At 45.8% G+C, this 15,543-nt stretch carries 14 protein-coding genes; 10 read left to right on the top strand and 4 right to left on the bottom strand.

The genetic code is table 11. From position 1 onward, the window contains the following. Positions 1–262: 262 nt before the first annotated feature. Complete coding sequence (locus IM753_RS04165) at positions 263–1,036, bottom strand: Nif3-like dinuclear metal center hexameric protein (protein WP_194108740.1); 774 nt, start codon at positions 1,034–1,036, stop codon at positions 263–265. A gap of 516 nt (positions 1,037–1,552) precedes the next feature. On the opposite strand from IM753_RS04165, the gene xseA reads away from it, so the two are divergent. The 3 genes from xseA to IM753_RS04150 all read left to right on the top strand — a co-directional run bounded on the left by xseA (position 1,553) and on the right by IM753_RS04150 (position 4,830). Next, positions 1,553–3,058 carry an exodeoxyribonuclease VII large subunit gene (gene xseA, locus IM753_RS04160; RefSeq protein ID WP_194108739.1) on the top strand — a complete coding sequence of 502 codons (1,506 nt, stop codon included), beginning with the start codon at positions 1,553–1,555 and terminating at the stop codon, positions 3,056–3,058. Between the two features lie 51 nt (positions 3,059–3,109). Next, positions 3,110–4,054 (top strand): DMT family transporter, encoded by a 945-nt coding sequence (locus tag IM753_RS04155; RefSeq protein ID WP_194108738.1) that lies wholly within the window; start codon positions 3,110–3,112, stop codon positions 4,052–4,054. 164 nt (positions 4,055–4,218) lie between these two features. After that, entirely contained in the window at positions 4,219–4,830 is a 612-nt protein-coding gene (locus IM753_RS04150; protein WP_194108737.1) for a TIGR00730 family Rossman fold protein, read from the top strand. A 268-nt stretch (positions 4,831–5,098) separates the two neighbouring features. Here the strand turns inward: IM753_RS04150 and IM753_RS04145 are convergent, their stop codons facing one another. Both IM753_RS04145 and IM753_RS04140 read right to left on the bottom strand, forming a co-directional pair. Continuing rightward, positions 5,099–5,542 carry a hypothetical protein gene (locus IM753_RS04145; protein ID WP_062499099.1) on the bottom strand — a complete coding sequence of 148 codons (444 nt, stop codon included), beginning with the start codon at positions 5,540–5,542 and terminating at the stop codon, positions 5,099–5,101. A 45-nt stretch (positions 5,543–5,587) separates the two neighbouring features. After that, entirely contained in the window at positions 5,588–5,923 is a 336-nt protein-coding gene (locus IM753_RS04140) for a hypothetical protein (protein ID WP_062499098.1), read from the bottom strand. A gap of 444 nt (positions 5,924–6,367) precedes the next feature. Between IM753_RS04140 and accB the strand changes: the two genes are divergently transcribed. Beyond that, positions 6,368–6,796 carry an acetyl-CoA carboxylase biotin carboxyl carrier protein gene (gene accB, locus IM753_RS04135; RefSeq protein ID WP_194108741.1) on the top strand — a complete coding sequence of 143 codons (429 nt, stop codon included), beginning with the start codon at positions 6,368–6,370 and terminating at the stop codon, positions 6,794–6,796. A gap of 10 nt (positions 6,797–6,806) precedes the next feature. Continuing rightward, positions 6,807–8,150, top strand: coding sequence for an acetyl-CoA carboxylase biotin carboxylase subunit (gene accC / locus IM753_RS04130; RefSeq protein ID WP_065256907.1), 1,344 nt, complete (start codon positions 6,807–6,809; stop codon positions 8,148–8,150). A 57-nt stretch (positions 8,151–8,207) separates the two neighbouring features. Here the strand turns inward: accC and IM753_RS04125 are convergent, their stop codons facing one another. Then, positions 8,208–9,104, bottom strand: a complete 897-nt coding sequence (locus IM753_RS04125) for a LysR family transcriptional regulator (protein WP_065256908.1) — start codon at positions 9,102–9,104, stop codon at positions 8,208–8,210. A 668-nt stretch (positions 9,105–9,772) separates the two neighbouring features. Between IM753_RS04125 and IM753_RS04120 the strand changes: the two genes are divergently transcribed. The 5 genes from IM753_RS04120 (at position 9,773) to rpoD (ending at position 15,440) form a co-directional block, all read left to right on the top strand. After that, positions 9,773–10,933: an MFS transporter gene (locus IM753_RS04120; protein WP_194092571.1), complete on the top strand. Its 1,161-nt coding sequence runs from the start codon at positions 9,773–9,775 to the stop codon at positions 10,931–10,933. A gap of 189 nt (positions 10,934–11,122) precedes the next feature. Then, positions 11,123–11,908: a hypothetical protein gene (locus IM753_RS04115; RefSeq protein ID WP_065256909.1), complete on the top strand. Its 786-nt coding sequence runs from the start codon at positions 11,123–11,125 to the stop codon at positions 11,906–11,908. After that, positions 11,908–12,360: an ATP-binding protein gene (locus IM753_RS04110; protein ID WP_194108736.1), complete on the top strand. Its 453-nt coding sequence runs from the start codon at positions 11,908–11,910 to the stop codon at positions 12,358–12,360. The genes IM753_RS04115 and IM753_RS04110 overlap by 1 nt, the downstream gene beginning before the upstream one ends. Then, on the top strand, positions 12,342–13,097 hold the full coding sequence (locus IM753_RS04105; RefSeq protein WP_065256910.1) for a tRNA(His) guanylyltransferase Thg1 family protein: 756 nt from the start codon (positions 12,342–12,344) through the stop codon (positions 13,095–13,097). Before IM753_RS04110 ends, IM753_RS04105 begins: the two co-directional genes overlap by 19 nt. Before the next feature lie 489 nt (positions 13,098–13,586). Continuing rightward, positions 13,587–15,440: an RNA polymerase sigma factor RpoD gene (gene rpoD, locus IM753_RS04100; protein WP_065256911.1), complete on the top strand. Its 1,854-nt coding sequence runs from the start codon at positions 13,587–13,589 to the stop codon at positions 15,438–15,440. Positions 15,441–15,543 lie beyond the last annotated feature (103 nt).

Raw genomic sequence — 15,543 nt, 5'->3', positions numbered from 1 at the left:
AAATTTTAAAATTTACAATACAAACAAAAATCGGCTAATTTTACCATTATTTTTTAAAAAATAATACCAAAAAAGACAAGCCAAATGAGTTACTTTTGCAAATGGTGTTTTTACTTGAATGCCAATTTAAAATGGTAGATGATTGATTATTATGCCATTTTTTGGGTTGTAGGGGCAAATCCCATTTGCCCTTAATACATCAATCTGTTATATGGCGTTGTAAATGGGATATTTTTTAAAAATATCATTGGCAAACACCCCTTTAAACAGGATTATCAATATCCACAAAAACCACATCAAGCCCAAGCACGTCCGCCAAATGCTCGCCCAATGCCTTGATACCGCCCCGTTCGGTTGCGTGATGACCCGCCCCAAAATAATCCGCGCCCAGCTCTCGTGCCAAATGCGTGGTACGCTCGGACGCTTCCCCCGAGATAAACGCCTGACAACCCATAGCATGAGCTTGGGTTATCATGTCTTGGGCGCCACCTGTGCATAGGGCGATTTTGGTTAGGGTGCGGTTAGGGTCATCGCTGATGTGCAGGGGTGTACGCCCCAACACTTGCTCGATTTTTTTGGCAAAATCGGCAGATGTCGTGGGCGAACAGGTGGCGACATTACCCACAGGGTGTTTTTCATGGGGATATAACGCCCCTGTTATGGTCAAGCCAAGCTCACCGGCAAGCACCGCATTATTGCCGATGACAGGGTGAGCATCAAGGGGCAGATGATAGGCGATGAGTGAAATGTTATGTTGGAGCAGGGTGCGAATGCGTTTGCCTTTCATGCCGACCAGTGGAGCAGGCTCGCCTTTCCAAAAATAGCCATGATGTACCAATATCGCTTGGGCGTTATGCTCTATCGCCTTATCTATCAAGGCTTGGCAAGCGGTAACGCCTGTGATGACCCTGCTGATGGGCGTATCGGCATCGACTTGCAGACCGTTGGGGCAATAGTCGTTAAATTCGCTTGCTTGTAAATAGTCATCGCAAAATTTTGCTAAATTGGTAGGGATAATTGGGGTGTTTTTGCTCATGGTGTGCCTTTGTGCGTTACTCAATTTAAAATTGTTCAAAGTCTTTGCTATGTTACGTTATTTATGGCATTTTGGCAATTTTAAATTAAAACCCAATCCTTTACCACCACCAGCATTCATAAATCATCAAAAATCTGTTACAATCTTAGAGCGTGCCAAACATTGATGCCATTATTGATAAATATGATAAATTTAACGCTTTAATTAATTTTTGCATGAAAAATGGCTATCCGCCCACTGAATCAGGTAATTTTTAAGATTTTAACTTAATTTGCCCCATTCTCAACTTTGTATAAGTGATTGATTTATCAAGGGCGAATTGCAATTCGCCCCTACAACCAAAAAATAATTTTTAAAAATCAATAAGTTACTATTTTAAGTTGAGAATGACTATCAGCCTGCGATTTTTCCTATTTTTCATGGCAAATACCAATATTCAACACGCCCTAGTATTATTTGCCCTTTCAATGCCTTTCTATTTTCTACCTTTTACCTTTTTACTTTAAAACAGCCACCATGAACCACAAAGCCATTTTGACCGCCCTAGACCAAAACCTAGACAGGCTAGCACAAACCCAAGACAGTGCCGACATCAACGCCTTACATCAAGCCATCGCCGATGAGATGAATGGCGTATCCGATGAGCCGACATTGGCAGGGGTGCAGTTATCACTAAGTAGCTACCTAGAAGCGGTAAAACTGGTCATCAGCGACACCTTTGACCATGAAGTGTGGATACAAGCAGAACTGCGAGCGGTCAATACCAAGGGTGGGCATTATTATTTTGAACTTGCCGAAAAAGACGATAACGGCAATATCATCGCCAGTACTCGGGCGACGTTATGGCGATATCGGGCAAATGCGGTTGTCGGCAAATTCACCCGCGAGACAGGCAAACCGCTCTCGGCAGGACTGGCGGTGCTGATAAAAGGTTCGGCAAGTTTTCATCCGCAGTACGGGTTTAGTATTAATATAAGCGACATTGACCCCACTTACACGCTCGGGGCATTGGCTCAGGCTTATAACGCCATGCTAAAACGCCTACATGATGAAGGACTGACCGCCCTAAATAAAGCCCTACCCACCCCCTTTGACATCCGTCACGTCATCGTCATCGCCCCCGAGCAGGCGGCAGGACTGGGTGATTTTCGTGCCGAAGCGGACAGATTGGCACAGACGGGGGCGTGCCAGTTCTATTATCATCACGCCACCTTTCAGGGCAATCACGCCCCAAGCGAGATAAGGACAGCCATCACGCACGCCATCGGTGAGTTTTATGCCAGTCACGCCCATCATGCCGACCTGCTCGTCATCATCCGTGGGGGCGGAGCGGTGGGCGATTTGGCGTATCTTAATGACTATGAGCTGTCGGCACTGGTTGCCGAATCACCCATGCCTGTGTGGGTCGGTATCGGACATGAGCGTGATAAAGTGCTACTTGATGAAGTGGCACACACCCGCTTTGATACGCCATCTAAGGTCATCTTAGCCATCGAAAACCATCTGGTCGCCATGGTCGCACTCGCCAAAGGTGCCATGACCACCATCAGCGACCTCAGTCGCACTCGCCTGCACCACGCCAAAGAGCAAAGCCATCTTGCCATGAAAAGCGTCCATCACGGAGCAAGCCAAACCCTAAAACTTGCCAAAAAAGACAGCGACTTTTTATTAAGCACGCTAAGCAGTCACGCCAAATACCGCACTCACACGCTCTCATCTGCCATCAGCGACCTGCTCGCCCGTCAGCACAAAACCTCTCACGAACACATCAAGCACGCTCGCCAAACCACCGCCCACACCTTATCTCGGCACAAGGCACTACTGCCCCGTCTGTCCGCCTTGCGTGATGAGACCCGCCACTTGCAAAGCATGATTTTGGTGCAACACCCTGCCCGTACCCTAACCAAAGGCTACGCACTCATCCATCAAGACGGGCATGTCATTGGCTCATCGAACACCATCAGACAAGGCGAGATTGACATCGAATTTCATGACGGGCGTATCAAGGCTGTGGTAAAATAGGCGGTTTTTGTATCGCCCATCTGCCCACCCATCCATCGCTTGGTAGTGTTCATGACTCATTTACGCCAGCTGTTTTGTCAGCTCTCGCCCACCGCCCAAGGCTATGTTTGTATCGTACTGACCATGCTCGCGTGGGGCAGTTTTAGCTTGCTTGCTCGCCTAAACGCCAGTTGGGGCATTTTGGCGTGGGACATCATCGCCGTGCGTTTTGGCGTGTCGGCAGGGCTACTTTTGCCCATACTCATCTATCGGCGAACTACAGCATTTTTGTGGCAACCCAAAGCTGTCATCTTAGCACTGTTTGGTGGGGTCGGTTATAGCTCGCTTGTGTACAGTGCTTTTTTGCTCGCCCCTGTGGTGCATGGGGCGGTGTTTTTAAATGGCATGATACCTGTCGCCACCGCCCTGCTCATGCTCCTACTGCTCAAAAAACGCCCCGACCACGACACCAAAATCGCACTCATCCTTATCATCATCACACTCACGCTCATGACCGCTCTCATGCTCATCAAAGGCTTATCCTTTGGCGTGGGCGATGTGCTGTTTGTCATCTGTGCCTGCTGTTGGGCAGGTTATGGCATCATGCTAAAAGAATGGGGATTTAGCCCATGGCAAGTCATGTGTAGCACCGCCATCTGGTCGGCGATACTCTACCTGCCCGTCTATGGCATGCTACTGTATCTGGGTGTGGGCGGTTTGGGCTTTGGTGGCGTTGCTTTGTCGCATGCCATCATCCAAGGGGCGTTTCATAGCGTCATGGTGATGATATTTGCCACGATGACGTATTCGCTGGCGGTGGAGCGACTTGGGGCATTTTTCGCTGGCGGACTTGCCAGTCTTGCCCCGTTTCTCTCGGCCTTGCTTGCCGTGCCACTCTTAGGCGAACCCCTAAACAGCGTCATGGTGCTAGGGCTCATCGGCATGGGGCTTGGTACGGTACAGCCATGGCGTTATGTGGGCATGCTAAAAAATCGTTTGTTCAAATCATCTGGATAAATCGCACCGACCAAACACCTAAGCCATCATTGATTTTTTGTCCAAGTTTTGTTAAATTAGGGTGCTTGTCGTTTTGACAAAATGTTTTATAAATGTCATTTGAATTTTTTGTAACAACGCCCACAAATTCCCTTTATAAATAAGTAAAAATATAGCGAGTTTTTATGTCTGCCATCAAGCTAAATAACATCACCGTCTATTGTGGTTCTAACTTTGGTGAGATTCCCGATTATTATCATCACGCCCAAATCCTAGGCGAACGCCTTGCCCATCATAACATCCGCCTTGTCTATGGCGGGGGCAATGTCGGACTCATGGGAACGCTTGCCGACAGTACGTTATCGCATGGCGGGGAAGTCATTGGCGTGATTCCTACCTTTTTAAAACAAAAAGAAGTCGCCCATCTAGGACTGACCGAGCTCATCGAAACCCCCGACATGGTCACTCGCAAAACCAAGCTCATCGAACTGGCGGACGGCTTTATCGCCATGGCAGGCGGTTTGGGGACGTATGAAGAGCTGTTTGAAGTGCTATCCATCACTCAGCTTAATCTCATCCGCAAACCCATCGGCTTGTTAAATGTCGCTCATTTCTTTGACCCGCTACTTGACATGCTCGCCAAGACTGCCGAGAGTGGGTTTATGCCCAAAGAGAATTTACAGCTTTTGTGCATCGCCGACAACAGCGAAGAGCTACTGCACAAAATGGCAAATTTTAAATTCATCGACGCCCCCAAATGGGTTAGACCAGCATGGCTTGATGAGATTGTTTCTTAATGTTATGCCAAACACAGGGGTGGTTGGTTGGATGGTTTTTGCAATTTGATATATAAGGGTAAAATATTTTATCCTTCTCATTTTTAACAATCATATTGGGGTTACACCCAACGAACTTGATATTTGTCATGAGTCTGTAAGAATCGGCTCCGCACATGTCCTTTAATATTGCTATTTTTATAGGCACGCACAGCACGCCCCCACATCCAAACATCATTGCGTTTGTGGTAATTTTAAAATTTCTTGGGTGCAAAAACTTTCTTATTTATCACCCATCAAAATCCCCACAAATCAAATCCGCATCAACAGGATAAAGTTTTTTATTTGCAAGGTAAGTTGGGATGTATACCGTTTGATTTAAATCATAATCGCCATTCATCATGACTTTATATAGCCCATTTTGATGATATTTAACCATCAGCTCATAGTTGGAGCCACTTTTATTTGTCATGATAAAACTTATGCCATCATCTGACAAAAGCACGTTATCAATGGAGTGTTTTTCAATAACGTTAGTACAAAAGTCTTTCCAAATGATTGTGTTATTTTTTGTATCGATAAAAGGAAAAACGGCACCGCACATACAATAAGCATCAAAAGCACCAACGTATTTGCCATCAGTTTTTTCCAAACCGTTTAATTCTTTGTTTAATAGAATTCCTGCAAAACCCCAGATTAAAGAAAACCGTTCGTGGTGAGCTTGTCGAACCATAACGGTTTTCCGCCATCCTTCGACAAGCTCAGGGCGAGCGGAAAACTAGTTTTGCAGGAAGTTTAATAAATTAGCAAGATGTCTTTGATGATGAGTCAATACCGACAAGCGATGATGATTGGCAGTTGCTTGGCACTGCTTTTGTGTTTGTGGATTTTTAGTGCAGTTTTTAAAAGTGTCTTGTTGCCACTTTTTTTGATTATCTTCTAAGGCAACTTTTAGGCTATTGGATAAATTTGCATATAATCCATCATAAGCCTTTTTAACCCCATTATCATTTGGTAAATAGTCATCATGTTGTCGCACTTGCTCATTTATACCACCACAAGCAGATAAAATAACGGCAGTAAACACAACACCTATTTTAAAAAATAATTTCATAAAACACCCCAGTCAAAACACAATCATTGCCAATTAAAATCAATTTTACTACACCCCAGTCTTGGCAACAAGTCCAATCCCAATTTATAAAGACAAATTTTAAAGGGTACTCATTAACAATCCAATCATTAAAAAATGATTAAAAATTAATCATATCTTATCTTTATTTTGCCCAATTTACCCCATTTTGTAAAAAATTTGCCTAAAATCGCAAAAAATACTTGCAAAATATTCGTACGTATGTACACTATGCACCTGATGATAACACAAATTTTTTGCGTTACCGATTTTAACAATAACGCCGATGATTGCCACTAGGCGATTTTGAAAAAATTTGTTACAATAAACTTTTACATTTTATAAGGTGACGGCATGGGCATTCTAAAAAACACCCAAAAACCAACTTCCCAATCCACAAAAACACAGACGGCAACGAATGCCACCATTGACATCGCTCAGATTCGTGAGCTGATTGAACTCATGGAAGAAAAAGATTTGGCAAACCTAGAATTGGGCAACGATGACAGCTATGTTCATCTGACCCGTAACGTGGCGGTGCAAACCGTTGCCGTCCCCCAAGCCGTCATTTCATCAGATAGCACCTCTGCTGTTGCCCCCACGCCAAAAACTCCGAGCGGCAAGGTTGAGACATCGCCCATGGTTGGGGTATTTTACTCCGCCCCTAGCCCAAACGACCCACCCTTTGTCAAAGTCGGGCAAAAAGTAGAAGCAGGCGACCAGCTTGGTATCATCGAAGCCATGAAAATCATGAACCCCTTAGAAGCCACCCAAAGCGGTATCATTGAAGAGATTTTGGTGTCTAACGCTGACGTGGTGCAGTTTGGGCAACCAGTCATTCGCTACAAAGCCTAACGGGTGAGTTATGATTAAGAAGTTATTGATTGCCAACCGTGGCGAGATTGCCCTGCGTATCGTGCGTGCATGCAAACAGCTTGGCATACAGACGGTGGGCGTGTATTCATCGGCGGACAAGGATTTGATGCACCTGCGGTTTTGTGATGAAGCGGTCTGCATTGGCGATGCCCCATCCACCCAAAGCTATCTGTCCATCCCTGCCATCTTGACTGCTGCCGAGATAACAGGGGCGGATGCCATTCACCCTGGTTATGGCTTTTTGTCCGAGAATGCCGACTTTGCCGAGCAGGTCGAAGAAGCGGGACTGACTTTTGTAGGCCCCCACCCTGACCACATCCGCCTGATGGGTAACAAGGTCTCCGCCATCAACGCCATGAAAAAAGCAGGCGTACCCACTGTCCCCGGTTCGGTCGGTGCCATCACCCTACACAATGCCGAAGAGCAGGCTCGTGCCATCGGCTTTCCACTCATCGTCAAGGCGGCAGCTGGTGGGGGCGGTCGTGGCATGCGTGTGGTTGAGCGTTTTGAAGAGCTTATCAATCAAGTCCAAGCCGCCAAAACCGAAGCCAAAAACGCCTTTGGCGATGATACGGTCTATATGGAGCGGTTTTTGAAAAACCCACGTCACGTAGAAGTTCAAGTCCTAGGCGATGGCAATGGTAACGCCCTACACCTGTTTGACCGTGACTGCTCACTACAACGTCGCCACCAAAAGGTGCTAGAAGAAGCCCCTGCCCCTGGTATTCCTGATGACATCAAACAGCCGATTTTAGACGCGTGCGTGCGTGCGTGCGAGCAAATCGGCTATCGTGGGGCGGGGACGTTTGAGTTTTTGTATGAAAATGAGCAGTTTTTCTTTATTGAGATGAATACTCGTGTGCAAGTTGAGCACCCTGTGACCGAGATGATTACGGGTATTGATATCATTGTTGAACAGCTTAAAATCGCCGCAGGCTATGGGCTGTCTTATCATCAAGATGAGATTACCATTCGCGGTCATGCCATGGAATGCCGTATCAATGCCGAAGACCCCAAGACCTTTATGCCCTGCCCTGGTCGCATTGACAATCTATTCGCCCCAAGCGGTTCTGGCGTGCGGTTTGACAGTCATCTGTATCAAGGGTACAGCATTCCTAGCTACTATGACTCGATGATTGGCAAACTCATCTGTCATGCCCAAACTCGCAAGCAGGTCGTACAAAAAATACTCCATGCCCTAGATGAGCTCATCATCGAAGGCATTAAGACCAACACTGCCTTACACCGTGATGTGATATTGCAAGATGAAGCCTTTACCGAAGAAGCTCAAAACATTCATTATTTGGAAAATCATTTGTTAAAGGGCAACTAACTCATCGCTTTTTAACAAATCAATAAAAAACCTTGGCTCTCACCAAGGTTTTTATTATTACGCTCGATTCTCTTCACTCTGCACATCTTTAATGCCCAGCATATCAAGCAAGGCGTCCGTCCCTGATGAACGGGTTAGGTTAGGATTAATGACCAGCCCGAGATGACGTTGTAACTCCACGTTCTCTTTTAGGTCAATCTTAACCAAATCTTGATTGATGAGTGTCTCAGGTAGCACCGACCAGCCCAGTCCCACAGACACGAGCATACGGATGGATTCTAACGGGTTGGTACTCATGGTTGCAAAGGGGCGTAGGTTGTGCTTGTTGAACTCAGCCAAGGTAATCTGACTGGTAAAAGTATTCGCCGCAGGCAAAATCGCAGGATGACGTGCCAGTTGCAAGAGACTCACGGACGACTGCTGTGCCAATGGGCTTAGCACCCCCGTGACAAAATACAGCGGGTCAGACCACAGCGTGTGATACGCCAGTCGTCTGTCAAAAGTCGGGGGTAAGGTCAAAAATGCCAATGCCACATCGCCTTCTAGCACCGCTTTATGTGCCGTCTCACTGTCCATAAACTGCACTTCTAGCTGAACAGACGGATAAGTTTGGATAAACTGCTTTAAGACGGGGGGCAAGTGGTGCAGTCCGATATGATGACTGGTGCCAATGACCAGTCGCCCCGTCGCTACTTCCTTTGAGTAGAGCAGACTGGCTTTACAGCTCTCATAGTCTTCAAGCCATTTTTTGGCATAGGGCAGTAGCTCATGAGCTGATGCCGTGGGGATAATGCCACGTCCGATGGTGTCAAACAGTGCCGTGCCAAACTCATCTTCTAAGCTCTTAATCCGCTTGGAGACGGCAGGTTGGGTAATAAACAGTTTCTCGGCGGCACCTGAGATACTGCCCGTTTGCATGACGGTGATGAACGTGGATAAATTGGTGGTATTCATGATGCATTCCTGCGTAAATGATTATCGTATTATGACAAAGTTGTCAGTGCAATATTATATCAAATTTTTGGGGATTGGTAATAACTTTATTTACTTTTGGTTATGTTTTTTAAAAAATAAATAAGACAAAATGATGATAGACATCGGTTTGGATGAGTTTTTTGATAAATCACCAGGGCAATCGCACTACAAAATTTTATATGGAATTGATTAAAAATCAAGCAAATTTAGTGTTTATAGTTAATTTTAACTAAATAAATTTTTAATAGATTATTCAAAGTGTAATTGGTTTGGTGGGTTTTTAAATAATTGTGCATCTAAAAATTACCAATTTCTTTAAAAACATAATTTTATTTGCTAAAAATTAAATATAGTGCGATTGCCCTGGATAAATCACTGACATCACTCCCGCCCCCGACAAATTGTGATACAATATTAGGGCGTATTGAACATTGGTATTTGCAATGAAAAATGAGAAAAATCGCCCGTTTTTCAAGGAAAAGTCCGCAGTTGATATTGAAATATCAACAAGGATTTTGACGTAGAAAAACCAGATTTAGCCATTTTTCATGCAAAAATTGATTTAAAATGTTAAGTTTTTACCTTATTTTATAAAATGCTATCAATGGTAGGCACGCCCTATGTTACCTGCTATCCTTGATGATGTCATGACCGCCCACAACCCCACTTTTACCCAGAAATTCACCATTGCCATGATTGGCTTTTTTGCCTTTTTACAGGTCTATTCGGTACAGGCGATTTTGCCGGTACTCATGCAGGACTTGCAGGCGAGCGAAGTGCAAGTGGGGCTGGCGGTCGGGGCGACGGTCATGGCGATTGCCCTGATGTCGCCTTTTATGGGCATGCTCTCGGATGCCTTTGGGCGACGGCGGTTTATCATCGGCTCATTGCTCATGCTCGCCATTCCTACTTTTATGGTCGGTATGGCGGGGTCGGTGGATGGGCTGACGTTTTGGCGGTTTTTGCAGGGGCTTGCCGTCCCTGGCATCACGGTGGTACTCATTGCCTACATTGGCGAAGAGTACGGCGACAACATCGCTGGCATGATGAGTCTGTATGTGGCAGGCACGGTATTGGGCGGGTTTAGCGGACGGTTTTTTGCAGGGCATTTGCACGAATGGATAGGCTGGCGGTGGGGCTATGGCGTCATGGCGGTGCTGACCTTAGTGGGGGCGGTGTGGGTACTAAAAAGCCTACCCAAATCGCAACACTTTAAAAAAAGCCAAAACTTCCAAGACGCCCTACGCCTGCTCCTGTCCCACACCAAAAACCGCCATGTCATGAGTGCCTGCCTGCTCGGTGGCTGTGTGCTATTTAGCTTGGTGGGCTGTTTTACCTTTATCAACTTGCACCTAGCCGATGCCCCTTATCGGCTATCAGCGTCTCATCTGGCGAACATCTTTGCCCTATATCTCATCGGCATGGTCATCACCCCCTTGTCCGCCAAAATCATCGCTCGCTTTGGCATGACCAACACCATCATCTTTGCCGTCATCTGCTCCATCACAGGGCTATTCATCACTTTATCTGCCCCCCTACCGCTCATCATCATCGGCTTGACCATCATGTCATCAGGGGTATTTATCACGCAGTCGGCGACCATCAGCTACATCGCAAGCCATGTCAAAGAAGGGCGTTCGCTGGCGTCAGGACTGTACTACATGGGCTACTATGGCGGGGGCAGTGTCGGGGCATGGGTCTGTGCCATCGCCTATGCTCATGGTGGATGGCTCTATGCCGTGCTGACCATCTTTGGCGTGCAACTGTTGGCATTGGGCGTGGTAATGGGGCTTATGAAAAAGGCGTGATGATAAGATGATAATGAACATTGTTCAATTAAGACCTTTTAAATCATATAAAAAATGACACCCCCAAAAATCACCATCTGACACAGGGTGGATGACAATTTACCCGATTTGCACATAAATCTACCCATCTTTACCGAATTTTTGCTACAATAGTAGGGCGTTTATTTTTTCCTTTTATTTTTAGCATTTATGAACAATACTTACGACAGTCGCACGCAGGCGGATTTTTCTGATGAGCCAGCAGGATTTGAGCAAACAGGATTCGCCTTTGAAAACGAAAATTTGTTTGACAACATCACCACCAGCATTCAAAACGCCTTAACCAACATCAAACACAGCTACACCCACACCGCAGGGGATTTGGTTGATGAGATTTATGTAACGGGCAGTCAAGAGCAGATTAACGATGCCCTAAATCAGTTTGTGGTACAAAATGTCGGCATGGTGCTAGATTTGCACCTTGAACTGTTTGACGGCTTTTTAAGGCTTTACTGCACGGCGGACGTGTTAGATATGCACCTATCGGTGGCGTGCAATTTTAAGCTCACCGAAGCTCGTCTTGACCGTCATGTTCAGCGGTTTGCCTTTGAACAAATCTCCAACACCGACATCATCACCTTGCACAGCAAATCATGGTGGAAAACCCCTGCCATCAAGTTTGCCGTGCCTGCCTATCGCACCCTACTTAGAAAAGACCCCCTGCCCTTTTTGTTGTCGCTATCGCCCAAACTCAAAGGCAAGCCCTTTATTGAATACAAGGGCAACGTCATCTACCTAGAAATCGGACGTTGGCTCCCTGATGACATCAAAGGCTACTTAAAAAAAGCTCAGGTCAATCACGCCATCGTCAAAAAAGAGCAACTGGTACTAAAAGTACAGCCCAACTTTGGCGACATATTAAGCCTAGGCGACCCAAACAGCCCCATCATCACCGAAAAAGACAATCCCAATCAGGCGGATGACAAAGAAGTCTAATGGAACTCATTATGTTTATTGGCTTGCAAGGAGCGGGCAAAAGTACATTCTATAAAGAGCGGTTTATTGACACGCACATTCGGCTAAATGGCGATATGCTAAAAACCGCCCACCGTGAAAAACTGCTGTTTGGGGCGTGCCTAGACAGCAAAACCCCAACCGTGATAGACAAAACCAATCCAACCAGAAATGTCCGAGCGGATTATATCCGTTTGGCAAAGGCTCATCATTTTAAGGTCATTGCCTATTATTTTGATGTGCCGTTTGATGTGGCACTTGCCAATAACAACCAACGACACGGCAAAGCCAAAATCCCCGAAGTAGGGCTAAAATCAGTCGCCAAAGTGCTGACCCGCCCTGATTTTGATGAAGGTTTTGATGAGATTTTTGTGGTAAAAAATATCAGTGGCGACTTTGAAGTACAGGAGTATGTATGCGATTTGACGAATTAGACACAAGGTTACGCCAATACGAAACCTTACATGACAGCTTTGTTTTGCCAAATATTCACATGATCGTGCGGTTGGACGGTCGGGGCTTTACCAAAAAGGCGGACGATGTTTGGCGACTCAACCGCCCCTTTGATGACACCTTTCATCACGCCATGACCAAAACCACCGAACACCTTATGAATACTGGCTTTCGCGTGGTCTATGGCTACACCCAAAGCGATGAGATTTCTTTGCTACTACACATCGATGACGACAGTTTTAATCGCAAAACTCGCAAAATCATCTCACTACTGGCAGGTGAAGCAAGCGGAGTGTTTAGCCTTGTCATGAACGCCCCTGCCAGTTTTGACGCTCGCATTTGTGAATTGCCAAATAAAGCATTGGTGCAGGATTATTTTAGCTGGCGACAAGAAGACGCTCACAGAAACGCCTTAAACACACATTGCTACTGGCTACTTAGAAAACAAGGACAATCGCCACGGGCAAGTGCCGATTTTTTGTTATACAAATCGGTAAGTGAAAAGCATGAACTGTTATTTCAAAACGGCATGAATTTTAATGACGCACCAAATTGGCAAAAGCGTGGCGTGGGCGTATATTGGCAAGATACTCACAAAGATGGCTTTAATCCCAAAACAGGCGAGCAGACAGTCGCCTTACGCAGAACCTTGGTCGTTGATGACAATCTACCCATTTATGATGAGTATCGTGAGATGATTGGGGGCATGCTTGGCTGATTTTAATCTTTAAAACACTTCATTCTCAACTTAAAATGGCGACTCATTGATTATTTGATAATTATTTTTCGGGTTGTAGGGACGAATTGTAATTCGCCCTTGATAAATCAATCACTCATGTGAAGTTGAGAATGGGGTTTTAAAATTTTATCCTATATCAAGGGCAGATGTGATTTATCCCAACAACCCAAAAACAATCATTGAAAAATCAATAAGTTATAACTTTAAATTGAGATTTAAGTTGAGATTGAAACAAAACAATGCATTTTAAATAGGATTATTCATCAATTCTACCTTTAAACTGATTTATCGGGACAAACGACAATTTGCCCCATGGTAAGGCAAAAGTAGCTAAAATTGGAGCATGTCCTTTAAAATTTATCACATCCCTTTTTATACCCCTTTAAAAAATCAAGCCCAACCCCCATTTAGCACCCAACTGTGTTATAATTGACTGTTTCAATCACTTTTAGGCATGAGCGAGAACCCATGAGCGAACATTCTACTTCCCAATTAGCCGCCCTTATTCAGCTTGGCAAAGAACAAGGCTATCTGACCTATGCCGAGATTAACGACCAACTGCCCGAATCTGTCACCGAAAGCGACCAAGTAGAAGACATCATCGCCATGCTGACGGACGTGGGCATTGCCATTTATGAAGTCGCCCCTGATGAAGACGACATCATTTTGGCAAACTCAGGCAGCGATGACGACATGGCAGCCGATGAAGCGGCGGCGGTGTTAGCCAGCGTTGAGACCGAACCGGGGCGTACCACCGACCCTGTGCGTATGTACATGCGTGAGATGGGGACAGTAGATTTGCTCTCTCGAGATGGCGAGATTAGTATCGCCAAACGTATCGAAGAAGGTACCCGAGAAGTGCAGTACATCATGGCGTACTGGCCTGGCACGGTCAAGTTTGTCCTTGATGAGTACGCACAAGTACAAACGGGCGAGAAAAAAATCTCTGATGTGGTCACAGGCTTTTTATCCCTAGATGACAGCGATTTTGAAATCCAAGAGAACGACACAGAGATTGACCTAAAAATCAGTGAAGCCGATGATGACAGCGATACCGAAGAAGAAGATGACAACGGCATGAGCATGGACGCTGACAGCGATGATAGCAGTCTTGACCCCGAAGAAGTCAAAGCCCGCTTTGATGAGATTCAAAGCCTGTTTGACAATGCCAAAAAAATGCTTGAAAAACATGGACGTAACAGCGAAAAAGCCAAATCTGCCTATGATGAGCTTGCCACTCGCTTTATGCTTATCAAACTAAACAACCGCCTATCTGACCAAATCATGGCACTCATGCGTGAAGTCTATGAAGACGTACGTGCCACCGAACGCCAAATCATGCGTCTGGTTATTCGTAAAGGCAAAATGCCCCTTGATGAGTTCAAAAAAACCTTCCCCAGTAACGAAACCAACATCGACTGGCTGGCTCACCGCATTGATGGCAAACCCGCCTTTGCTGGCACCTTAGAAGCGGTGATGCCTGATGTTGTTGCCTTGCAAAAGAAAATCTTGGCACACGAAGAAAACCTACAAATGAACATCAAAGACATGAAAGCCGTGGCTCGCCAAATGGCAATCGGGGAAGCCAAAGCTCGTCGTGCCAAAAAAGACATGGTCGAAGCCAACTTACGTCTGGTTATTTCCATCGCCAAAAAATACACCAACCGTGGCTTACAGTTCCTTGACCTTATCCAAGAAGGCAACATCGGTCTCATGAAAGCGGTAGATAAATTTGAATACCGCCGTGGTTATAAGTTCTCAACCTATGCCACATGGTGGATTCGTCAAGCCATCACTCGTTCTATCGCTGACCAAGCACGCACCATTCGTATCCCTGTACACATGATTGAGACGATTAACAAAATCAACCGTGTCAGCCGTCAGCTACTCCAAGAGATGGGACGTGAACCCACCCCCGAAGAGTTGGGCGAACGTCTTGACATGGACGAAGCCAAAGTGCGTAAAGTCCTAAAAATCGCCAAAGAGCCGATTTCCATGGAAACCCCCATCGGCGATGATGAAGACAGCCACCTAGGCGATTTCATCGAAGACAGCACCATTTCAAGCCCTGTTGAGAGTGCCACTGCCGAAGGTCTGCGTGAAGCCACCCGAGAAGTGCTAGACAACCTAACCGAGCGTGAAGCCAAAGTGCTAAAAATGCGGTTTGGTATTGACATGGCGTCCGACCACACCTTAGAAGAAGTAGGCAAGCAGTTCGATGTTACTCGTGAGCGTATCCGTCAGATAGAAGCCAAAGCCCTACGCAAACTTCGCCACCCATCTCGCTCCGAGCATTTGCGTTCGTTCTTGGAAAATGATTGATTTTTAAAACACCCAAAATAACCACCACAGTGTGGTTATTTTTATGCTTGAAAAAGCGACCGCCACCCCCATTTACCCCTAAATTCATCTACTTATTATTATC

The organism is Moraxella sp. K127 (assembly GCF_015223095.1).
Taxonomy (GTDB): Bacteria; Pseudomonadota; Gammaproteobacteria; order Pseudomonadales; family Moraxellaceae; genus Moraxella.
Note: the sequence above shows the minus strand (reverse complement) of the source record. Positions and strands in the feature narration are given on the sequence as shown.